The organism is Sphingomonas abietis (genome assembly GCF_027625475.1).
In the GTDB taxonomy this organism is placed as follows: domain Bacteria; phylum Pseudomonadota; class Alphaproteobacteria; order Sphingomonadales; family Sphingomonadaceae; genus Solisphingomonas; species Solisphingomonas abietis.
This window is the reverse complement of the sequence record NZ_CP115174.1, coordinates 513,679-535,038: the sequence shown is the minus strand read 5'-3', so window position 1 is coordinate 535,038 and position 21,360 is coordinate 513,679. Positions and strand designations below refer to the sequence as shown.

Sequence of the window (21,360 nt, the reverse complement as noted above, 5' to 3'; positions counted from 1 at the left end):
CCGTTAGACCATTGCCGTCCGCACCGGCCCATAGCCGGCCCGGCCTGAATCCCGCCGAGGCCGGCCCACGGACGATGCGTCGGGTCGCGACCGGGCTGCTGGTGGCGATGGCACTGCTCTACGTCGCCGCGCGCGCGTTCGAGCCGCGTCATCCGTGGCTCGGCTATGTCCGCGCCTTCGCCGAGGCGGCGATGGTCGGCGGCCTCGCCGACTGGTTCGCGGTGACCGCTTTGTTCCGCCACCCGCTCGGCCTGCCGATCCCGCACACCGCGATCATCCCGCGCAACAAGGATCGCATCGGCGATGCGCTGGCCTCCTTCCTGCGCCAGAATTTCCTGATCCCCTCGGTGGTCGCGCGGCGGATGCGCCGGCTGGACCTGGCCGGCGCCACCGGCCGGTTCCTCGCCGCCCCCGGCCCCGCCGCCGCCGATCCTGCGCTGGCCCGCGCCAGCCGGCTGCGGCTCGGCGCCTCCCGGCTGATCGCCGATATCGTCGGTGCGCTGGATGCCGAGCGGCTGGGCGGCATGGTCCGCGCCGCCGTATCGCAGCGTCTCGCCGCGCTCGACATCGCCCCCATCCTCGGCCAGGCGCTCGACGCCGCGATCGATCGCAACCGCCATGTGCCGATCCTCGACAATGCGATCGAATGGGTCGGCCGCACCCTCGTCGCCCACGAGGAGACGATCCGCGCGATGATCAGCGAGCGCGCCGGATCGGTGATGCGCTGGACCGGGCTGGACGAGAAGCTCGCCAACAAGATCCTCGACGGCCTCTATCGGCTGATCGAGGAGGTCGGCGAGGATCCCGAGCATCCGCTGCGCGACAAGGCCGAGGAAGGGCTGGTCGATTTCGCGCGGCGCCTGCGCGAAGACCCGCTGCTCCAGAACAAGGTCAACGCCTTCAAGGACGAGCTGATCGCCAGCCCGGCGGTCGCGGCCTGGCTGGACGGGCTGTGGGCGCAGGCGCGCACCGCGCTGCTGAAGGGCGCGCGCGATCCGCAGGCGGCGATGGCCGGGCGGCTCGGCGAGACGCTGCGCCAGCTCGGCACCACCCTCCAGACCGAGCCGCGCCTCGCCCGCACCATCAACCTGTTCGCGCGCCGGGCGACGGTCGGCATCGCCGCCACCTATGGCGACGGCATCGTCCGGCTGGTCTCGGATACGGTGCGCGGCTGGGATGCCCAGACGGTCACCGGGCGGCTGGAGCAGGCGGTGGGTCGCGACCTGCAATATATCCGGGTCAACGGCACGCTGGTCGGCGGGCTGGTCGGCCTCGCCATCCACCTCGTCGATATCTGGCTGTAGCTCCCCGAGACGACGGGGATCAGGCCTGCTGGTCGATCAGGCTGCCCGGCTCGATCGTCGACAGATAATCCTGCGCGGCGGTGGCGGCGCTAGTAGTGCCGTTGGCATCGGTCGCGGCCGGCTTGCCATATTTGATCTTGTCGGCATCACTGGCGACCGTCGTGGTCGTCGCGGTGCTGCCGTCGGTATAGGTGATGATCGTCGTCTCGGTCGCGCCCGAGATGGTGACGGCGCGGGACAGTTCGGTCTTGGAGGCGCTTCCGCCGCCCCCACCGCCACCGCCGCCGCCACCCTGCGCAGCGCCGGCAGCGCCGGACGCCGGTGCCGCGGCGACAGGCGCCGACTGGCTGGTGATCCCCGATCCGCTCGCCTGGCCATCGATCTGGTCGAGCGTCTTGCTGACCTTCGCGGCATCGCCGGCAGACAGCTTGCCGGACGCAACATCCGCCGAAATCCGCTGATCCAGCGCCGCGCGCACCGAAGCGGCATCGGCCGAGCCGCCGCTCGCGCCGGTCACGTCCTTCACGGCCGCGGCGAGATCGCCATTCACCTGCTTGACCGCCGCGTCCGACAGGCCGTTGGCCTGCAGCTGCTGGGTCAGGGCGCTGGTCGCGCTGTTGCTGCTGATGATCACCGCGAGACTCCTGGGCTTGCGACTCCTTCACGGCCGCGGACCAGTTTCTTCTAAGGATCAATCCTCAACAAAGTGCGGAGATCCGCGTCGCTCAGCTATCGGCTTCGCGCTCGATATCGGCGCCGACCGCGCTCAATTTCTCTTCGAGCCGCTCATAGCCGCGATCGAGATGATAGACGCGATGCACCCGCGTCTCGCCCTCGGCGGCGAGGCCGGCGAGCACCAGGCTCATCGACGCGCGCAGATCGGTGGCCATCACCTCGGCGCCGACCAGCCGGTCGACGCCACGCACCACCGCGGTGCGGCCATGGACCTGGATATCGGCCCCCATGCGCGCCAGCTCGGGCACATGCATGTAGCGATTCTCGAAGATCGTCTCGGTCAGCACCGAGGCGCCGTCGGCCAGCGTCAGCATCGCCATGAACTGCGCCTGCATGTCGGTCGGGAAGGCCGGATAGGGCGCGGTCGAGAGCGTGAGCGGGCGCAGCTTGCCGTCGGCCGCCACCTTCACGCCGTCCGCCGTCGGGGCGATGTGCAGCCCGGTCTCGCGCAGGCCGTCGAGGATCGCGCCCATCGCCTCGGCATCGGCGCCGACCAGCTCGAGCTCGCCGCCGGTGATCGCCGCCGCGCAGGCATAGCTGCCCGCCTCGATGCGATCGGGCATCACCCGATAGCTGGCACCGTGGAGCCGCGGCTTGCCGTGGACGATCAGCCGCTCGCTGCCGATCCCCTCGATCTCCGCGCCCATCGCGACGAGGCAATGGCACAGATCGACGATTTCCGGCTCGCGCGCGGCATTGTCGATGATCGTCTCGCCGGTGGCGAGGCTCGCCGCCATCAGCGCATTCTCGGTCGCGCCGACCGAGACGATCGGGAACACGATCCGGCCGCCCTTGAGGCCGCCGTCGGGCGCCATCGCCTTGACATAGCCGGCGGTGATCTCGAGCTTCGCGCCGAGCTGCTCCAGCGCCTTCAGGTGGAGATCGATCGGGCGGTTGCCGATCGCGCAGCCGCCGGGCAGCGAGACGGTCGCCTCGCCCATCCGCGCGATCAGCGGGCCGAGCACGAGGATCGAGGCGCGCATCTTGCGCACGAAATCATAGGGCGCGGTGGTGGACGTGATCCGCGTCGCGTCCAGCGTCATGGTGCGGCCGAACTCGTCGGGGCTGCCGCCGGCGATCGCGGTCGACACGCCCATGCCGTTCAGCAGATGGCCGAACCCATCGACATCGGCGAGGCGCGGCAAATTGCCGAGCGTCAGCGCTTCGTCCGTGAGCAGCGCGCACGGCAGCAGCGTCAGCGCCGCATTCTTGGCACCGGAGATGGGAAGGCGGCCCGAAAGCTTGGCGCCGCCGCGAATGACGATCCTATCCATGACAGCGCTTCCTAGAGCATCCGCGCGGCCGCACAAGGCGGCCATCGGCGCTTCGTCGCCTCATTCCGCCAAGTCCTTCAAATCTTGATCGTTGTTAGCGCGCAACGGCATCGTTCCGCCTACAGCTTTCGCGTCGCCGGGGATTTGAGCGGAGAACAGGTGAATCAAGGCTTTCTGGCGGAGCGGCTCGGCCGGTATCTGCGTCTTGTCGAGTCAGAGCGCGATGCGCTCGGGGAGCTGGGAGAGGCCGAACGGCTGGTGCCGCGCGGCACCGTGCTGCGCGCCGAACAGGCCTCCGCGCGCGAACTCTATGTGGTCGAGCGCGGCTGGCTCTATTCCTCGATCCTGCTGCCCGACGGCAATCGCCAGATCCTCTCGATCCACCTGCCCTGCGAATTTGCCGGCGATGCCGGCATGCCGTGGGACAAGGCGCCGTTCACGCTGATCGCCGCCACCGATGCGATGGTGCGGATCATCGACAAGGCCGCCCTGCGGGCATTGTTCGAGCGGCATCCGCGCCTCGGCCTGCTGCTCTACACGCTGGCGCAGGCCGAGCGGGTGGCGCTGGCCGATCGCCTCGCCTCGGTCGGTCGCACCTCCGCCAAGGCGCGCGTCGCCGCCCTGATCTGCGACATATCGAGCCGGCTGCGGGCGGGCGGCGAGGACGTCACCCATGGCATCCCGCTGCCGCTGACCCAGGAAGAGATTGGCGACGCGACCGGGCTCACCGCCGTCCATGTCAACCGGATGATGCGGCAATTGGCGGAAGAGGGCTTGATCGCGCGCACCCATGGCCGCGTTCATATCCTCGACGAAACCCGACTGGCGGGCGTCGCCAACCATATCGACCGCTTCGCGACGATCGACACCAGCTGGCTGCCGACAGGCTGAACGGAGCTCAGGCCGTTCACCCCGGCCGCGGCAGCGCCCCGGTCATCACGCCGCTCGCCCGCTCAGGCGAGCACCGCCTCGTTCACCGCGCCGCCCGGATAGGCGATCAGCAGATCGATGCCGTCCTTCGCCTCCAGCGCGACGTCGCTGTCGGCCAGCCACACGCCGCCGGCGCCGATCGCCTCGCCCGCCAGCACCCCGTCGCCCTTGAGCGGCACCAGCCACACCGGCCGGTCATGCGTCGCCTTGAGCGTGCCGGCGCGCGCGCTCGTCCAGCGCTCGACCACGAAGGCGCCCTCGCCGGACAGGATCCTGCGGCCCTCGCCCAGATCATAAGGCGTGAAGGGGGCGATATAGGGCACCGGATCGGACACCGCGACGCCATCGTCCAGATGCAGCTCGCGATCGCTGCCATAATCATAGAGCCGGTAGGTGAGATCGACATTCTGCTGGATCTCGACCAGCACCAGCCCCGGCCCGATCGCATGGATGGTGCCGGCCGGCGAATACCAGAACTCGTCCGCCTTCACCGATTTCCAGTCCAGCTTGCCGTCGATCGAGCCATCCTCGGCATCGGCGCGCAGCTCGTCCTTGGTCATCGGCTTCAGCGTGCCGATCGCGATGGTGGCGTGCGGATCGGCGGACAGGATCTGCCACGCCTCGCTCTTGCCGCGCTCATGGCCATGGGCGCGGGCATAATCGTCGGTGGGGTGGACCTGCACCGAGAGCTTCTCGGCGGTGAACAGATATTTGATCAGCAGCTCGGGATCGTCCTCGCCGACGCCCTTCGGTGCCTGGAACCACACCTCGCCGATCGGCGGGCTGCCCGCGGGCGCATCCTCGAAGCCCGGCCACAGATCGTGCCGCCCCCAGGGCTTTTCGACGCGCTTGGTTTCGAGGCGGATGGCGGGCATCGGAATCTCCAGGAGCAAGGGTCGTCGAACGCCCCAATCCCTGCCGTGTTTCCTCCGCCCGCTCAAGCGCCCGTGACGATTTCGCGGGATTCAGCCCGCGAACCCGGTCAACAAGGCCTCAATTGGCCTGCCGGCTGTCCACCTTCTCCACCCACTCCGGGTAGAAACTGGGTTCGCGTGCCGACCAGCCCGCCGCCGTCGCCGCCGCCTCGCTGATCGACTGGAGCAGCGCGCGTCGCCGATCGGGATGGAGATGCGGCAATGCCGCCGCCGCGCAGAAGGCGCCCGGCAGCCAGGGCCGCACCGGCGCGCCCAGCAGGCGCTCGTAGAGGAAGCGGTAGGCGCCGAAACTGCACAGCCGGTCCTGGCCGAGATCGAACGCCGAGATCGTCACCAGCGGGGCCATGAACGGCTCCATCGCATCGAGGCCGCTGTCGTCCGGGATGATGCCGCGCAGACCGTCAAGCCGGCTATAGACCCGCGTCTGGGCGCGGATGCTCGCCGCCTCCACCACGTCGCGCGACCATCGCCCGAGCGCATCCTGCCGTTCGAGCCCGACGTCCAGAGACCGGCGGATGTATCGCTGCGTCGCGGCGGGGAAGGAAGCGAACTCCTTCATCTCCGCCAAGGTCATCGCACCGTCCGCTGGTCTTGCCGTCGTTCCCATGCCGTCATTCCCCACCATTCGTGTCGTGGAGATTACACCTCGCCGGTTACGCGAGGCTTAACCAACCACGATTCCGATGCCGAATCGAAGCATGGATCGTGTTGCGACGCAACATCTGTACGTCGCAAAGCTGTGGAAAGTCGGGAAAACGACACGGGTGTTGCAGATGCGTGACTAGCCCAAAGTCTAGGCTGCTCGGCATCGACCACGCCCGGCCAGCCGCGGCCGAACCGCGGCCGAGCCGTGCGTCGCCGGTCTGAACACTCGCAAAATGTTCGCCGGCAGCCTCGGGTGCCCTGCCCGTGCAGGGCGACGAGGGACTATTGGCCGGCTTTTTCGCGTGCCTTCTCCGCGTCCTCGTCATAGCCGGAGGATGGGGCGGGATCGCTGTGCCCCGGCTGGGTGGACGACGCCGGATCGGAACTCGGGAAGCTTTCGTCGAGCCCGACGTCCAGCTTTCCTTCCTCGTCCGACGGATCCTTCGTCAGTTCCTCATGATGCTCGGCATCATGCGCCTCGCGCACCTCGGGCTGTTCCCCGGCCAATTCCTGATCGGTCGTCTCGCCGTCCGCCGGCTTGGGCGGGGCGACGGATATGCTGTCGAGCGCCTTGTCGAGACGCGGATCCTGTTCTGCGGCCATGGTCGATCTCCTCTTCCTCCTCAACGAGTTGCAATCGGGTGCGTTCCGGGGGTGCAAGGCGCGCCACCACGCGCTAAGGCGCGCGCGATGACCGACCCGCTGACGATCCGCCGCCTCTATGGCCGCCGCCAGGGCCATGCCTTGCGCGATGGACAGGCCCAACTGCTCGAAGACATGCTGCCAGGCCTCGCCGTGCCGGGCGACGGCGCGCTCGATGCCGAAACGCTGTTCGGCCCTGGCCCGGACGACCAGCCCCGTCCGCTGGCGATCGAGATCGGTTTCGGCAAGGGCGAGCATATGGCCCAACAGGCCGCGATGCGCCCGGAGATGGGTTTCATCGGCTGCGAACCCTTCCTCGATGGCGTGGTCGGCGCGCTGATGCAGGTCCGCGATCGCGATGTCGCGGCCAATGTCCGCATCCATATGGGCGACGCGATCGAAGTGCTGGAGCGGCTGCCCGATGCCAGCCTGGAGCGGGCATGGCTGCTCCATCCCGATCCCTGGCCCAAGGCGCGCCACGCCAAGCGGCGCTTCATGAACCCGGGCCCGATCGGGCTGCTGGCATCCAAGCTGAAGCCCGGCGGCGAATTCCGCTTCGGCACCGATCACCCCGTCTATGTCCGCTGGGCGATGATGGTGATGGCCGGCCTGCCCCAGTTCGAATGGCTGGCCGAAGGGCCGCAGGATTTCCTCGTCCGCCCGGACGACTGGCCCGAGACCCGCTACGAAGCCAAGGCCCGCGCCAAGGGCCATGAGGTCTGGTATTTCCGGTATCGGCGCACATAGCCGGCAGGCCGCCCGAACCGATCGCGGTCAGGCTTCCGGAAATGTGGCGACAGGCCCGAAAACGGTATCGAGCACCGCGTGGTGAAGACCCGCGGGCGTGATATCCCGAGAGCGGTTGTCGCCCGGACGGATTTTGCCGTCCCCGTCGATGCGGATCATCACATAGGGCGTATCGCGCGCACCGCCCGGCGCGGTGGCGCCTGGAATGCTGGGCCGATGATCGCCGAAGAAGACGAGGAGAGCCGGGCGCTTCAAGGCCGCCAGCCGCGTCACCAGATCGGTCAGCATGGCGTCGCTGTTGCGCACGAGCCGAAGATAGCCGTCGACAAGATCTCCGCCGCCATCCCGCGCCCAGGGACCGTGATTCTCGATCGTGACGGCGTAGAAGAAATTCGGCCCGGTCGCGTCGCTCGCGAGGGCGAGGATTTCATCCGCGATCGCGGCGTCGGTGACATAGCGACCTTCCCCCGGCCCCGGCGGGGTGAAGCGGCCCTCGCCGACCAGTTCGGCGAAGCCGCCGGCCGGCATGATCCGGTCTCGCCCGTAGAACCGCATGTCGTGGGGATGCAGGAAGGCGCTGCGCCAGCCCGCCTGCCCGAGCCGCGCCGGCAACGCCCAGGACGCCTCGCCCAGCGCGGTCAGGAACGGGTCGTAGCGCCGGAAGCCGAGCACATCCTCGTCGCGTCCGAACAACACGCCATATTCGGTTCGCATCGTATAGGCACCGAAGCCGCTGACCGCGAGATTGCCCCACTGCCACGCATGCTGCCGCGCGAAGGCGAGGCCCGGCAGCGCCAGTGCGGGATCGCCGAACAAATCCGCCGGATCGGCGAAGCTCTCGCATTGGATCATGACGACAAGTTCGGGCGGATCCTGCGGGGCGTGGCGAGCCTGGGGCGACGAGGGCGCCGGATCGCGGCTCTCACGCCAGCGCCACCAGTAGAGCAGCAGAACCGGCAACAGGCCCAGCCGATAGGTATCATTGTCGGCATCGGGCACGCGGGCGAGATTCCGCCATGGCGACACCGCCAGCGAGAATGCCAGCGCGACCAACCCCGCCGCCAGCATCAGCACCCCCGCGAGGTGCGCGCCGGGATCGGCCACCGACAGCCAGCCGATCCCCGCCAGCAACGCGGCCGCGACAAGGCCGACCACCACGCGCTGCCAAAGCCTCACCGTCGACAGATAGAATTGGGGATGACGGAACACCGCACCGAGCAGCGCGAGATCCGAGAAAAGCAACGATTCGCCGAGCATGGCATGTTTGGTGTTGGACGCCAGCACGAGCAGCGCCTGCACCGCCAACGCGAGAGTGGCCGACACCCAGATATTGCCGCACAGCACCAGGAACAGGCCGTAGAGCGCGATTGTCATGCAGGCGAGCAGCCACAGCCCTGGCCCTTCGCGCGGCATGGCCATGGGATAATCCGACCGCCGGGGGCGCACCACCGCATCGATCACAATCGCGAGCAATGCACTGCCGACCGGCAGTGCCGCATATGTCAGTCCGTCACACGTCACTGCATTGGTACGCCGCTACCTGATAACGAACTATGCCTGCCATCCATTTGGCGCCCTGCCCCGCGAAAGGCGATCGGCTCATAACGACGGCGACCAAGGCTGTCATCAAGTGTCTTCGTCATGAAAATATGGGGTCTTGAGGAATGCAGGGGCCGGCGAACTTGCCGCGGATGGCAAGCCTCCCTAACGCTGACCGAGAGACCGAGCTGGGTCGGCCGGCGCGTGATATGCCAGCTATACCCGGAGTGCCTGTACGGAGCCCGTTTTCTGGTATGCGTGAACATCGAATCATGGCCGGAGGCACACGGTCCGTTCTGCTGTTGCAAGGCCTGATGGGCCGGCTGTTCCGCCGCCTCGGCCAGGAACTCACCGGTGCCGGACACCGCGTACACAAGATCAATTTCAACGGCGGCGACCGCCTGTTCTGGGGTCTGCCCGGCGGGATCGACTATCGCGGCACGCTGGCGGACTGGCCGCACTGGCTCGAGCGGCTGATGCACGAGAAGGCGGTGACCGACGTGGTGCTGTTCGGCGACTGTCGCGATCATCACATGCCGGCGATCCGCGTCTGTCGCGCCCTCGGGATTCCGGTCCATGTCTTCGAGGAAGGCTATATCCGGCCCGATTGGGTCACGCTGGAGTTGGGCGGCGTCAACGGCCACTCCTCGCTGCCGCGTGATCCCGCCTGGTATCGCGCGATCGCCGCGACCCTTCCCCCCGTTCCCGCCCATAGCCAGGTTCCCTCCTCCTTCCGTCGCCGCGCGATGGAGGGCGTCGCCTATAATCTCGCCGACGTGCTGACACGCTGGCGCTATCCCGGCTGGAGCAACCACCGGCCGTGGCATCCGCTGGTCGAAGGCATGGGATGGTGGCGCAAGCTATCGCGCCGCAAGGAACGCGAGGCGAAGGCTGCGGCGCTGGTCACCCGATTGCAGAACAGCGGCGATCCTTATTTCCTGTTCCCGATGCAGCTCGATTCCGATGCGCAGATCCGCCTGCATTCGCCGTTCGTGGGTATCGCTGATGCCTTGCAGCTGGTGATCGGGTCGTTCGCCGCCCATGCCCCCGCGGACACCCGCCTGGTGGTCAAGGAGCATCCGCTCGATAACGGCGTGCAGGACTGGGAACAGATCGCCGCCGACTTCGCCGCCGCCAGCGGCGTCGCGGATCGTGTCGATTATCTCGCCTGGGGCGACATCGTGCCGGTGACCCAGGGTTCGCGCGGCGTCGTGACCATCAACAGCACCAGCGGAACCTTCGCGCTCGCGGCGGGGGTGCCGGTCGTGGCGCTGGGCCATGCGGTCTACGACATCCCGGAGCTGACCTGCCAGGATGGCCTCGATTCCTTCTGGTGCAATCCTGAACCGCCTTCGGCCGAGACCTTCAAGGCCTTTCGCCGCGTGCTGGTGGAGCGCTGCCTGATCCCCGGCGGCTTCTTTTCCGAAGAGGCGCTCGACAGGGTGGTCCGCCACGCCGTGGCGCGGCTCGAAGGTCATCCGATTGCGCCCGAATGACGCAGGATGGAGCCGGCCCGGGCAGCGCCGTGATCGATCCACCCCGTCGGCGCGCGCCGCGCCGCGTCGCCAGCTCTCATCTCGGGCTTCGTAGGACGTTCCGAGCTTGACAGCCCCGCACACCTCCTGTCCAGAAGACCGCCTCATGCCTGCTCCATCTCCAGGTCCGCAACGCGTCAGGCTGTTCAAGAACGAACGGCTGGAGCGGCTCAGCCTCATCTCGGCGCGAACCTTCGCGCTGGGCTGGATCGTCATGCTGCCGCTGGTCGCATGGGTGGGATGCTACCGCACCCGGCCGCTGGATGCCCCGCTGGAGACCCTGGGCTTTCTCGTCGTCGGGCTGCTCATATGGTCCGTGTTCGAATATGCGATGCACCGCTACCTGTTCCATTTCGAGAGTGACTCGCCGGGCGTGCAGTGGCTGGTCTACCTGATCCACGGCAATCATCATGACAGCCCCAACGACCCGCTGCGCGGCCTCATGCCGTTGCCGGTCAGCATCGCGGTGATGGGCCTGGCCTGGCTGGCCTTCGTGGCAACGCTGGGTGCGCAGGGCACATGGCCGGCGCTGGGCTTCATGCTCGGCTACGTCATTTACGATGCGGTCCACTATTCCTGCCACCAATTCTCGATGCGCGGGAAGCTGGGGTCGGCGCTTAAGCACCATCACATGCGCCACCATTACGCCAAGACCACCGGCAATTACGCGATTTCGGCGATATTCTGGGATCGCGTATTCGGTTCGCGGATCACCTCGCTCAAGGGGCCGGACCGGACGGCGTGAGCGGGCGCCGGCCCGGTGCCGTCACCGGGCGGTCGAGGCATTCCGGAACGCCATGTTATCAGGCCGACTGCAGCTGCCCGATCGCCTGGACGACGATGTCGATATGCTCTGCCCAGCTTGGATTATGCCAGCCGGGCAGGCGCGCCATCTGCGCGGCATGGCGCGTCCCCCGCGCCGCGTGATCGAGCACGGCCGCCTTCCAGCCGGCGCCATCGAGCGGATCGAGATACTCGGGCACCGCTCCACCCACCTCGCGCAACGCGGCGATGTCGCTGCTGATCACCGGCGTGCCCACCGACAGCGCCTCCGCCACCGGCATGCCATAGCCCTCGGCAAAAGAGGGCATCAGCAACGCCCGCGCGCCCCGTAGCAGGGCGGAGAGCCGGCCATCCGGGCAGCCGCCCAGTTCCTCGACATGGCCTTCCAGCGCGGGGCAGCGCTCCAGCATGTCGATGATCTGCTCATTCTCCCAGCCCCGGCGGCCGATGACGATCAGGCGGGGCACGCTTTCGGGCGGCAGGGTCTCGGCGAAATGGCGCCATAGATGGAGCAGCAGCAGATGGTTCTTCCGCGGCTCGATGGTGCCGAGGCACAGGAAATAAGGCCGCCCTTCGCCCGGATCGGGGGCCGCCACCGGCAGCGCCATCGTGCCGAGCAGGGCGACGTGGATCGCGGTTTCCGGTGTCAGCCAGGGCCGCAGCGAACGGCCGGTCGCCGCCGAATTGACGATCGCCGCCCCGCCCGTCTCCGCGATCGCCGTCGCCACCGTCGTCATGCGCCGGCGATGCAAGGCGGCGCCGGAAGGGCGGGCATATTCGGGATATTCGATCGGGATGAGATCGTGGACGAGACACAGGAATTTCGCCTGCTCCCGCGCGAGGATGCGGCGCACCTTGGCGGCATCCGTCAGATGATGCGGCGAGGCCTGCACATAGACGCTCTGTCCGGAGGCGCCCCTGCCGACGTCGCGCCCCGTCGGCAGCAGCCTGAGCAGCTGCGGCAGGACCGCGCCGATTGATCGCTGGCGCGGGCCATCGGCCTCGCTCGACCAACGCCGCTCCAGTTCGTCGAGATAGGCCAGCGCGGCACCGCGCTTCAGGCGCCCATATAGCCCTGAGGGATGGACCGCCGCGAATGCCAGCCGCTCGCCATAATGCGCGTCCAAACCCCTGGCGTAGGCCATCTCCACCCGATCGACGCCCGAGGGCGTCGCATAGCGCACGCGCGAGATCAGGCGCGAAATGTCGAGGATCACGTCGGTCGTCATCGTAGCATCGCCATGAGCCGCCCTTGCCAGCGGCGCAAGGGCGCGATCCAGCCGAGGCGATGGGGGGTGCGGGCGGACGCCATACGGCCGACCAGTATCTCCGGCGGGCAAGGCAGGCCGGTGACGGGATCGAGATAGCGCGGATAGAGGATCAGCACCCCGGCCACCAGCGCATCGAGCGTCAACGCACGGGTCCGTCGCGCCGGGATGACGCCCAGATCGCGGGTCAGCCCCCATCCGGCATAGAAGGGCGTGCCGTGGCACGTCACCTCCCGCCCGCGCATCAGTGCCTCGAAGCCGGTCAAGGAGGTCAGCACATGCACCGCATCGACCGTATCAAGCAGGGAGGCCATCCCCCCGCCCCGCACGATGCGATCGGCATAGGCGAGGATATCCGCGTCGGGCACCGCGCCCTTGCGATGGCCGGCATCGACATCCGGGTGGGGGCGGAACCATATCTCGGCATCGGGCTCGAGCGCGCGGGCGCGGCGCAGCAGTTCGAGGTTCGAGGTGAGGCCGCCACCGCCCATCCGCACCGACATGTCGTCCTCCACCTGCCCCGGCACGAGGATCAGGCGGTGCGACGCGGCGGCGGCGGATGGGCGCTGGTGAAGGGGCGTGCCGGTGCCCGTGCTGTATTTGCTGATGCCCGCGGCCACGATCGCCTCGCGCAGGGCGCGCGCCCGTGCGGCCAGCTTCGGGCTGATCTCGGCGCCGGCCAGGATCAATTCGAGGTCGCTCGGGCCGGACGGATCGAAATGGATGCCGGCATGATCCACCACCACCGAGGAGGGCGGCACCAGATCGACGCCCAGCCCCACCGAACGCACGAAGCCATCCTCCACGCGCACCAGCGGCACCGCCTGCGCACGCGCGCTGGCGATCAGCGCCGGTGATGCGCGGGACGGCCAGATCGCCACCGCGCCGCCTGCATCACGCGCGATGCGGAGTGCCCGTGCCGGCGAGGCGACGATCCGCAGCGGCCGTTGCGGATGCCACAGGAAGCGCCGGATCTCGTCCCGCTTCCACCAGGCCATGCCGCAGGCGGCGACGATCGTGCGGTTCGCTTCCAGCATCGCGCGCCAGCCCGCCAGAATATCCACGATCGCATCCAGGGTGGTGGCGTCGCCCGTGAAAGGATTGCGCCACGCGGCGGCCAGCGCGGCGGCCGCCCTGCGATCAAGCGCGGCGCCGTCCTCGTCCGGCGCACCGAAACGCCCGGGAGACAGCACATGCACCGGGACACCGGCGATGCGCGCCAGCGCCACCCATTCGTCGTCGCCATGGGCGACCAGCGATGGCGCCCCCGGCAACAGCGACCATGGATCGACGTCCCTGCACCATTGGCCGCCATCCGCCGCGACGAGACGCGCCAGCGCATCACCCCAGCGCGTGTCGGAGGCCGGTGCGATCCACACGGCCTTGCCCCGCTCGGCAGGGCTCAGCGCGTCGCGATGCCCCGCGATATCGGCGATACGGCGCGGGCGCACGATCGTGCCGGCGGGGCGGGCCAGTGCCGCCGGATCGAGCCAGAAGCGGCCGCCGACCCGCGCCTCGCGCAGCAGCGCGAACAGTCCTGCGGGATCGGCCGGCGCCGCGATCGGCGGCGGCGGCGAATCCGTCATCGCAAAGGTGATCGCGGCATCGACGCCCGGAAAAGGCGGCGCGCGCAACAGAGCGGCCGAGGTCATGGCCGCCGCCCCCATTCCACCAATGCCAGCGCACCGCCCGCCGCGCGGCGGATCACCCCATAGGCGCCGGTCGGCAGTTTCATCCGGCCGGGCGCGCCGGTGCCCGAGCCAGTCAAGGCCGGATCGGCGAGCAGCGCGAAGCGTGCCGCGCCGTTGCTGGTGACGAGCAGCGTCGGGCCGGCATCGGTCGCGAACAGCGCGCGCCAGGCGTCCCGCCGGCCGGCGGCATCCACGGTCCAGCCCGGTGGGGGCTCGGCACGCTCGTCCCATGCCGCCAGCGCCTCGGCGCCGATCCGGGCCAGCACCGCCTCCTCCGGCCTATCCTCATCGGGGCCATGGTCGATCTCGCGCAACCAGTCGCAGGATTGCGGCGCAGGCGCGTCGGGCAGATGCTCCGATATCGCGCTCGCCGTCGCCCGCGTGCGGGCCAGCGGCGAGACCAGCACCCGGGAGAAGCGCAGGCCCAGCGCCGCGAAATGCGCGCCCAGCGCATGGGCCTGCGCCATGCCGTCTGCCGTCAACGGCAGATCGGTGCGCGCGCCGATGCGACGGGGGGCTTCCCCGGCGGCGAAGGTGTTGCCGTGGCGGACGATGACGAACAGGGTTTCGGGTAGCGATTTAGGCATGGCGCGCACTAGCCGGCCGAGAAGGGATCGCCGAGCCGCGCGATCGTCGCCTCGGCCAGCGCGAGGTCGGCGAGGGTATCGATGCCGGACATCGCATGGGCGGGCGCATCGACGGCGACCGTCGCGATGGTGCGGCCGCCTTCGAGGAAACGCAGCTGCTCCAGCCCTTCCAGCGTCTCGCAGGGGCTTGGCGGCGCCGCGGCGAACCATTGCAGCGCCGCCATGCGATAGCCGTAGAGCCCGAGATGCTGCCACACCGGCGAGACCGGCCCCGTATCCCGCAGACGGTCCTCGTCGCGGATCGCGGGGATGATCGCCTTGGAGAACCACAGGGCCCGCCCGTCCGCTCCCCGGATGCAGGTGGTGCCGCTGAACGGCGCGACCTGCTTGTGGGCGCGCAGGCGATCGAGCCGCGCCCAGTCGAGCGGGTAGACCGGCGTCGCCACGTCGGCGCCGCCTTCTCGCAGCGTCGCGATCAGGCCGGCCACCACCGACGGCGGCACGAACGGGGCATCGCCCTGCAGGTTGATGACCCATTGCGGCGTCGCCGGCCGCGCCATCGCCGCCGCACAGGCGCGCGACGAGCCGGAATCGAGATCCGGCGCGGTCATCGCGACCTCGGCGCCGATATCGCGCGCATGATCGGCGATGCGCAGATCGTCGGTCGCCACCACGACGTCGCAGTCGCCCGCCATGATCGCGGCACGGTGCGCCACCGCGACCACGCGTTCCAGCAGGGTGCGGCCCGCGATCGGCCGCAGCGGCTTGCCGGGCAGGCGCGTCGATCCGAATCGCGCAGGCACGACGATCAGCGTGGCGGGAGTTGCGGAAACGGCAGTCACGCCCGCTCCGTATCAGGCAACTCCGGCCCTGACGATGTCGTGCATGTGGACGATCCCCACCAGCCGACCGCCCTCCTCGACGAACAGCACCGACACGGCATTCTCGTTGATCACCCGCAACGCCTCGGAAACCAGCGTGTCGGGCGCCACCGTCAGGGGGCTCATCGACATGTGCAGGCTGATATTGTCGTTGAGATCGTGGGCGGCGATGCAGCGCCGGAGATCGCCGTCGGTAAAGGCGCCGAGCAGGCCGCCGGCTTCATCGACCACCGCCGTGCAGCCATAGCGCTTGCGGCTCATCTCGATCGTCGCGCTGGTCAGCGAGGCATCGCGCCCGACGCGCGGAATGGCATCGTCGATGCCCATGATCTCGCCCACCGTACACAGCTGCGCGCCGAGCTTGCCGCCGGGGTGGAGCACGTGGAAATCGGACGAGGTGAAACCGCGCGCCTCGATCAGGGCCACCGCCAGCGCATCGCCCATCACCATCTGCAGGGTGGTCGAGGAGGTCGGCGCCAGTTCGTTCGGGCAGGCCTCGCGCACCGCCGGCATCGCCAGGCAGATGTCCGCCGCACGCCCCGCCGTGCTGTCGGCATGCGAGGTGGCGACGATCAGGGTCACGTCCTGGCTATGGCAATAGTGGAAGATGTCGCCCAATTCCGCCGTCTCGCCGGACCAGGTGATGGCCAGCACGATATCCTGCGGGGTGATGACGCCGAGATCGCCATGGCTGGCCTCGCCCGGATGCAGATAGAGCGCCGAGGTGCCGGTCGATCGCATCGTCGCGGCGATCTTGCGCGCGATATGCCCGCTCTTGCCCATGCCGGTGACGATCACCCGGCCGCGCGTGGCGGCCAGCGCATGGATCGCGCGATCCACCGCCTGGCTCAATTCGGGGGCTTGCAGCGCCTCCTTGAGCCCCTGAAGCGCCTGCATTTCGATATCCAGTGTCTTCAACGTCGACACCGCGTAACGTGTCGGAAGAATTCCGTTCTTCATATTCTCCCGACCTTTTCTTTACACTGACGCTTACCAGTTCACACTAAAAGCGACCGATATTTGAACCCGATAGGGATTGCCAGCAGTTTCATTCCCCGCCAAGGAGAGCGCCCCACGCTGAATCGGCGCTGCCACGGCAGAGCGGCGCCCATCATTCCGGCGGATTGCAGTAACTGAACGGGGAAGGCTTTTTCCATGATCCTTTGCGGGCGCACCGTCGATTCCAGCACCCCCTTATTCGCAATCGCCGGGCCATGCGTCATCGAAAGCGAGGAACTGACCCTCCGGGTCGCCGAAACGTTGGAAGGGGTCGCCCGTCGCCTCGGCCTCCTGCTCATCTTCAAGAGTTCCTTCGACAAGGCCAACCGCAGTTCGGATCGATCCTTTCGCGGCCTCGGCATGGAGGAAGGCCTCCGCATCCTCGAAAAGGTCCGCGCCGAAACGGGGCTGCCGGTCATCACCGACGTCCACGAAGCGACGCAGGTCGCTGCGGTCGCGCAGGTCGTCGACGTGTTGCAGACCCCCGCCTTCCTCGCCCGACAGACCGATTTCATCGCCGCGGTCGCCGCTTCGGGCAAGCCGGTCAACATCAAGAAGGCGCAGTTCATGGCGCCCGCCGACATGAACCAGGTCGTCGCCAAGGCGCGCAATGCCGCGTCCGCGGCGGGGCATGATCCCGATTCCTTCCTGCTGTGCGAGCGCGGCACGTCCTTCGGCTACAACACGCTGGTGTCGGACATGCGCGGGCTCGCGATCATGGCGGAAACCGGCTGCCCGGTGGTGTTCGATGCGACCCATTCGGTGCAGCAGCCGGGCGGGCTCGGCGAACGGTCGGGCGGCCAGCGCGAATATGTGCCGCTGCTGGCCCGCGCCGCGACCGCCGCCGGGGTGTCGGGCGTGTTCATGGAAACCCACCCCGACCCCGACCAGGCGCTGTCGGACGGCCCGAATGCCCTGCCGCTCGATCATTTCGAGCCGCTGCTGGCCCGGTTGCAGGCGATCGACGCGGCGGTGAAGGGCGCCTGAAACACGCCAGGCCGGCGATCATTCCCGTTGCATCGGCCGCGATCTTGGCGGAAATGCCCGGCATGGCCCAAGGCGCGAAGAGAATGACGATCGGAACGGTGCTGCTGGCGCCGATCTGGGCCCTGCAACTGCTGACATCGGCCAAGAGCTTCCTCGACAATCCGCTGATCGGCTCCCGCCGGCTGAACGCGCGTGGCCTGCATCTTGCCCGGGTCAGGCTGGCCGCAGGGCTGTGTACCTGGCGTCGCCGGCGACTGGCCCGCAAGGTTCGCCCGGACTGGCGCGAGGCCTTTGATCGCGACGGGTTCGTCGCCATTCCCGATGTCGTGCCGATCGCCGAATTTCCCGCGCTGCGCGAAGCGATCCTGTCCTACCGCGGGCCGGCCCGCGAGATGCGGCAGGGCGATGCGATCACCCGCCGGATGGCGATCGACCCTGCCATGCTCAGCGCCATCCCGGCCGTGCGGATGCTGCTGGAGCGCGAGGACATCGTCGCCCTGTTCCATTATGTCGCGAGCTTCCGCACCACGCCGCTGCATTATATCCAGACGATCGTCAGCCATGACGGTTCGAACGAGGCCGACCCGCAGGAGGCGCTGCACGCGGACAGCTTCCATTCCTCACTCAAGGCCTGGCTGTTCCTCAACCCGGTGGCGGAGGACGAAGGGCCGTTCACCTATGTGCGCGGATCGCACCGCTTCACGCCCGAGCGACTCGCATGGGAACATCGTCGCTCTCTCGCCGATCCGCGCATGATCGATCGCCTGGACGCCCGCGGATCGCCCCGCATTCCCGCCCAGGAGATCGCGGCGATGAAGTTGCCGGCGCCCGAGGGGCTGGCGGTGCCCGGCAATACCCTGGTGGTGGCCGATACCGTGGGCTTCCACGCCCGCGGCACCTCCGCGCGGCCCGGCGAGCGGGTGGAAATCTGGTCCTATGCCCGGCGCAACCCGTTCCTGCCCTGGCTGGGCGGCGACCTGCTCAGCCTGCCCGGCATCGCGGAACGCCGGGTGAACTGGCTGTGGCGCCTGCGCGACCGGCTGGAGCAGCGGATCGGCCAGCCATGGCGACCGGTCGGCACGCGCACGCCGATGGATCACGACGCCTGAACACGCGGCATCGCCGGCCTGCCGATCCGCCGGCCTGCCGGCGGATGCCCGAAAAGGTTTGCCGGTTACGGGTTTCGCTACGCTGATCGGCAAGCTATCCGGTCAGGGGCAGCGCTATGCGCAAACTCCAACGCTTGATGGTGGTTATCCGGTGATTACGAACGTCCCTGCGCCATCATCCGGCGGGCCACCTGCTCCCGATGGCCCACCTGCTCCCGATGGCGATGCGCCCCGCCGGATGAAGGGCGCATGAGACGCCACGGATCGCTCGATCGCGCGCTGATCCTCGCGCGGCGCCATGGCCCGACCGCGCCGATCTGGCGCAAGCGCGCCGCGATCCTCACCGGCGCCGTCGCGCTCGGCCTTGCCGCCTTGCTCTTCGCCAGGCTGGCGGACGAGGCGAACGACCTGTTCATGCAATTCTACCATCTCGCCAAATGGGCGCCGCTGATCCTCACGCCGCTGGCCTTCGCCGGGCTGGTGTGGATCACCCGGCGGATCGCGCCGGAAGCCCGCGGATCGGGCATTCCGCAAATCATGGCGGCGCGGGTCGATCCCGAAGGATCGCTGCGCACGCTCGCCTCGGCCAAGACGGCGACGGTGAAGTTCGTGGTCACGCTGCTGGCACTGCTGGCGGGCGCGTCGGTCGGCCGCGAGGGGCCGACGGTGCAGATTTCGGCGACGATCATGGCCTATGCCCACAGGCTGTTCCGGGTGCCGGTGCGCGCCTCGGTGATGGTGGCGGGCGGCGCGGCCGGCGTGGCGGCGGCGTTCAACACCCCGCTGGCCGGCGTCACCTTCGCGATCGAGGAGCTCGCCGCCGCCTATGAGCAGCGCATGACGTTGCTGGTGATGACCGCCGTGCTGATCTCCGGCATGGTCAGCCTCGGGCTGGCCGGCGACTATGTCTATTTCGGCGCGATGACCGATACGCTGGCGTTCGGCCGGGCGCTGCTGGTGGTGCCGGTGGCCGGCATCGTCGGCGGCATCACCGGCGGCCTGTTCTCGCGGCTGATGCTCGATTTCAACGTCTCCCGCCGGGCGCCGATCCTGTGGGTCCGTGCCCGGCCGGTGCGGACCGCGGCCGTGATGGGGCTGATCGTCGCCGGCATCGGCTGCGCGACCGGGCTGACCTGGGGCACCAGCTACGAGCCGGCGCGGCTGATCATCATCGGCGCCGACGCGCCGGCCTGGTTCGGCCCCGCCAAGTTCGCCGCGACGCTGGCGACCGCGCTCTCCGGCCTGCCGGGCGGCATCTTCGCGCCGTCGCTCGCCGCCGGTGCGGGGCTCGGCGATCTGCTGCGCGGGCTGTTCCCGGCATCGGCGGCAGGGCCGGTCGTGCTGCTCGGCATGATCGGCTATTTCACCGGCGTGGTGCGCGCGCCGCTCACCGCCGTGGTGATCATCTCGGAGGCGACGGCGAGCCACGGCCTGCTGCTGCCGCTGCTCGCCACCGCGCTGATCGCCGATTCGGTCGCCGGGCTGGTCTGCCGCGAGCGGCTCTATCATGGGCTTTCGCAGGCATTCCTGCCCAAGGACGCCGAAGCCCCCGCGCACTGACCGCGATCGCGGGAATCAGGGCTATGTCTTCGGCGTCAGCTTGAGCAGGCGGCCGCCTTCCTCATCCTCGATCAGCCACAGCGCGCCGTCCGGCCCGACGGCGACGTCGCGGATGCGATGGCCCATGTCCCAGCGATCGGCCTCGCGCGCGCCGTTGGCGCCGCCGAAGGCGATGCGGATCAGCGCCTCGCTGCGCAGCCCGCCGATGAACGCCGAACCCTTCCACTGGGGGAACAGCCCCTTGTCGTAGAAGGCGAATCCGGCGGGCGCGATCACCGGCGTCCAGTAGACCACCGGCTTTTCGAAGGCGGGATGGGTATCGTGCTTCGGGATCGGGGCGCCGTCATAATTGATGCCGTTGGACACCACCGGCCAGCCATAATTGCGGCCCGGCTTGATGATGTTGAGCTCGTCGCCGCCCTTCGGCCCCATCTCGACCTCCCAGAGCGCGCCCTTCGCATCGAAGGCGAGGCCGTAGGGATTGCGGTGGCCGCTGCTCCAGGTTTCGGCCGGGGTGAGGTTGGGGTCGGGCAGCGCCACCTGGCGCGCCGGCGCATCCGTCGCCGCTACCGTATCCCGGGGCGGATCGGTAAGCGGCACCGTCGCCGTGCCGGTCTTGCCATAGCCCGGATTGCCGGGGGCCGGTTTGCCGTCGAGGGTCAGCCGCAAAATCTTGCCGAGCGACTGGTTGGGATCCTGCGCCGGGGTGAAGCGCATCCGCTCGCCCACCGCGAGGAACAGATGCTGGCCGGACGGATCGAAGGTCATCACCCCGCCATCCTGGCCGCCCTTGCCCTTGGGCAGCTGGCGCCAGATCACGGTCAGGCCGGCCAATGTCGTGCCGATCAGCCTGCCGCGCGCGACGGCGAGGCCCGAACCGCCCGCCCCCGGCTCCGCATAGCTCAGATAGATCATCCGATCGGTGGCGAAATGGGGCGAGACCGCGACATCCAGCAGCCCCTCCTGCCCTTCATAATGCACCTTGGGCACGCCGGTGACCTGCTGCTTCGATCCGGCCTGGCTGACGAGGTAGAGTTTGCCGGGCTTCTCGGTGATCAGCATGTGCCCGTCGGGCAGGAAGGCGATCGCCCAGGGGGTATCGAAGGTCGCCACCGGCGTGACGGTGAAGGGCTGCACCGGATTGGGCGTGGCATTGCCGAAATTCTGCTCTGCGGCAGCGGGCATCGTGACCGTCGCGGCGATCGGCAT

The 21,360-nt window shown here is 68.8% G+C and carries 20 protein-coding genes; 8 read left to right on the top strand and 12 right to left on the bottom strand.

The features are described from left to right. Window positions 1-74: 74 nt before the first annotated feature. Window positions 75-1,304, top strand: coding sequence for a DUF445 domain-containing protein (locus PBT88_RS02645; protein ID WP_270079153.1), 1,230 nt, complete (start codon window positions 75-77; stop codon window positions 1,302-1,304). A 19-nt stretch (window positions 1,305-1,323) separates the two neighbouring features. Here the strand turns inward: PBT88_RS02645 and PBT88_RS02640 are convergent, their stop codons facing one another. Next, the gene (locus tag PBT88_RS02640; RefSeq protein WP_270077692.1) at window positions 1,324-1,938 is read right to left on the bottom strand and encodes a hypothetical protein; all 615 of its coding nucleotides are present in this window, start codon (window positions 1,936-1,938) and stop codon (window positions 1,324-1,326) included. A 91-nt stretch (window positions 1,939-2,029) separates the two neighbouring features. Next, the gene (murA, locus tag PBT88_RS02635) at window positions 2,030-3,313 is read right to left on the bottom strand and encodes a UDP-N-acetylglucosamine 1-carboxyvinyltransferase (RefSeq protein WP_270077691.1); all 1,284 of its coding nucleotides are present in this window, start codon (window positions 3,311-3,313) and stop codon (window positions 2,030-2,032) included. Between the two features lie 159 nt (window positions 3,314-3,472). Here murA and PBT88_RS02630 point away from each other — a divergent pair, with 159 nt between their 5' ends. Further along, the gene (locus tag PBT88_RS02630) at window positions 3,473-4,204 is read left to right on the top strand and encodes a Crp/Fnr family transcriptional regulator (RefSeq protein WP_270077690.1); all 732 of its coding nucleotides are present in this window, start codon (window positions 3,473-3,475) and stop codon (window positions 4,202-4,204) included. A gap of 62 nt (window positions 4,205-4,266) precedes the next feature. Here PBT88_RS02630 and PBT88_RS02625 read toward each other — a convergent pair whose 3' ends face one another. From PBT88_RS02625 to PBT88_RS02615, 3 genes are all read right to left on the bottom strand, one after another. Further along, entirely contained in the window at window positions 4,267-5,118 is an 852-nt protein-coding gene (locus tag PBT88_RS02625) for a class I mannose-6-phosphate isomerase (protein ID WP_270077689.1), read from the bottom strand. 118 nt (window positions 5,119-5,236) lie between these two features. Beyond that, entirely contained in the window at window positions 5,237-5,785 is a 549-nt protein-coding gene (locus tag PBT88_RS02620) for a hypothetical protein (RefSeq protein WP_270077688.1), read from the bottom strand. 320 nt (window positions 5,786-6,105) lie between these two features. After that, window positions 6,106-6,426 carry a hypothetical protein gene (locus tag PBT88_RS02615; RefSeq protein WP_270077687.1) on the bottom strand — a complete coding sequence of 107 codons (321 nt, stop codon included), beginning with the start codon at window positions 6,424-6,426 and terminating at the stop codon, window positions 6,106-6,108. Window positions 6,427-6,513: 87 nt separating this feature from the next. Between PBT88_RS02615 and trmB the strand changes: the two genes are divergently transcribed. Beyond that, window positions 6,514-7,212, top strand: coding sequence for a tRNA (guanine(46)-N(7))-methyltransferase TrmB (trmB, locus tag PBT88_RS02610; RefSeq protein ID WP_270077686.1), 699 nt, complete (start codon window positions 6,514-6,516; stop codon window positions 7,210-7,212). 27 nt (window positions 7,213-7,239) lie between these two features. Here trmB and PBT88_RS02605 read toward each other — a convergent pair whose 3' ends face one another. Next, window positions 7,240-8,631, bottom strand: coding sequence for an LTA synthase family protein (locus PBT88_RS02605; protein WP_270077685.1), 1,392 nt, complete (start codon window positions 8,629-8,631; stop codon window positions 7,240-7,242). 392 nt (window positions 8,632-9,023) lie between these two features. On the opposite strand from PBT88_RS02605, the gene PBT88_RS02600 reads away from it, so the two are divergent. Both PBT88_RS02600 and PBT88_RS02595 read left to right on the top strand, forming a co-directional pair. Beyond that, entirely contained in the window at window positions 9,024-10,247 is a 1,224-nt protein-coding gene (locus PBT88_RS02600) for a capsule biosynthesis protein (RefSeq protein ID WP_270077684.1), read from the top strand. A gap of 145 nt (window positions 10,248-10,392) precedes the next feature. Continuing rightward, the gene (locus tag PBT88_RS02595; protein WP_270077683.1) at window positions 10,393-11,031 is read left to right on the top strand and encodes a sterol desaturase family protein; all 639 of its coding nucleotides are present in this window, start codon (window positions 10,393-10,395) and stop codon (window positions 11,029-11,031) included. A gap of 58 nt (window positions 11,032-11,089) precedes the next feature. Here PBT88_RS02595 and PBT88_RS02590 read toward each other — a convergent pair whose 3' ends face one another. The 5 genes from PBT88_RS02590 to PBT88_RS02570 are packed head-to-tail and all read right to left on the bottom strand — an operon-like array spanning window position 11,090 to window position 16,456. Further along, window positions 11,090-12,298 (bottom strand): glycosyltransferase family 4 protein, encoded by a 1,209-nt coding sequence (locus PBT88_RS02590; protein WP_270077682.1) that lies wholly within the window; start codon window positions 12,296-12,298, stop codon window positions 11,090-11,092. Continuing rightward, on the bottom strand, window positions 12,295-13,989 hold the full coding sequence (locus PBT88_RS02585; protein WP_270077681.1) for a capsular polysaccharide export protein, LipB/KpsS family: 1,695 nt from the start codon (window positions 13,987-13,989) through the stop codon (window positions 12,295-12,297). The genes PBT88_RS02590 and PBT88_RS02585 overlap by 4 nt, the downstream gene beginning before the upstream one ends. Continuing rightward, a complete protein-coding gene (locus tag PBT88_RS02580; RefSeq protein ID WP_270077680.1) occupies window positions 13,986-14,615 on the bottom strand; it encodes a histidine phosphatase family protein in 630 nt (209 codons plus the stop codon). The genes PBT88_RS02585 and PBT88_RS02580 overlap by 4 nt, the downstream gene beginning before the upstream one ends. Window positions 14,616-14,623: 8 nt before the next feature. Then, window positions 14,624-15,457 carry a 3-deoxy-manno-octulosonate cytidylyltransferase gene (locus PBT88_RS02575; protein WP_270077679.1) on the bottom strand — a complete coding sequence of 278 codons (834 nt, stop codon included), beginning with the start codon at window positions 15,455-15,457 and terminating at the stop codon, window positions 14,624-14,626. 12 nt (window positions 15,458-15,469) lie between these two features. Continuing rightward, on the bottom strand, window positions 15,470-16,456 hold the full coding sequence (locus PBT88_RS02570) for a KpsF/GutQ family sugar-phosphate isomerase (RefSeq protein ID WP_270077678.1): 987 nt from the start codon (window positions 16,454-16,456) through the stop codon (window positions 15,470-15,472). A 195-nt stretch (window positions 16,457-16,651) separates the two neighbouring features. Here PBT88_RS02570 and kdsA point away from each other — a divergent pair, with 195 nt between their 5' ends. From kdsA to PBT88_RS02555, 3 genes are all read left to right on the top strand, one after another. Beyond that, window positions 16,652-17,482 (top strand): 3-deoxy-8-phosphooctulonate synthase, encoded by an 831-nt coding sequence (gene kdsA / locus PBT88_RS02565; RefSeq protein ID WP_270077677.1) that lies wholly within the window; start codon window positions 16,652-16,654, stop codon window positions 17,480-17,482. A gap of 83 nt (window positions 17,483-17,565) precedes the next feature. Continuing rightward, window positions 17,566-18,591, top strand: coding sequence for a phytanoyl-CoA dioxygenase family protein (locus tag PBT88_RS02560; protein WP_270077676.1), 1,026 nt, complete (start codon window positions 17,566-17,568; stop codon window positions 18,589-18,591). Window positions 18,592-18,840: 249 nt separating this feature from the next. After that, window positions 18,841-20,151, top strand: a complete 1,311-nt coding sequence (locus PBT88_RS02555; RefSeq protein WP_270077675.1) for a chloride channel protein — start codon at window positions 18,841-18,843, stop codon at window positions 20,149-20,151. Window positions 20,152-20,172: 21 nt separating this feature from the next. Here PBT88_RS02555 and PBT88_RS02550 read toward each other — a convergent pair whose 3' ends face one another. Beyond that, window positions 20,173-21,336, bottom strand: a complete 1,164-nt coding sequence (locus PBT88_RS02550) for a PQQ-dependent sugar dehydrogenase (protein WP_270077674.1) — start codon at window positions 21,334-21,336, stop codon at window positions 20,173-20,175. Between the last annotated feature and the right edge of the window lie 24 nt (window positions 21,337-21,360).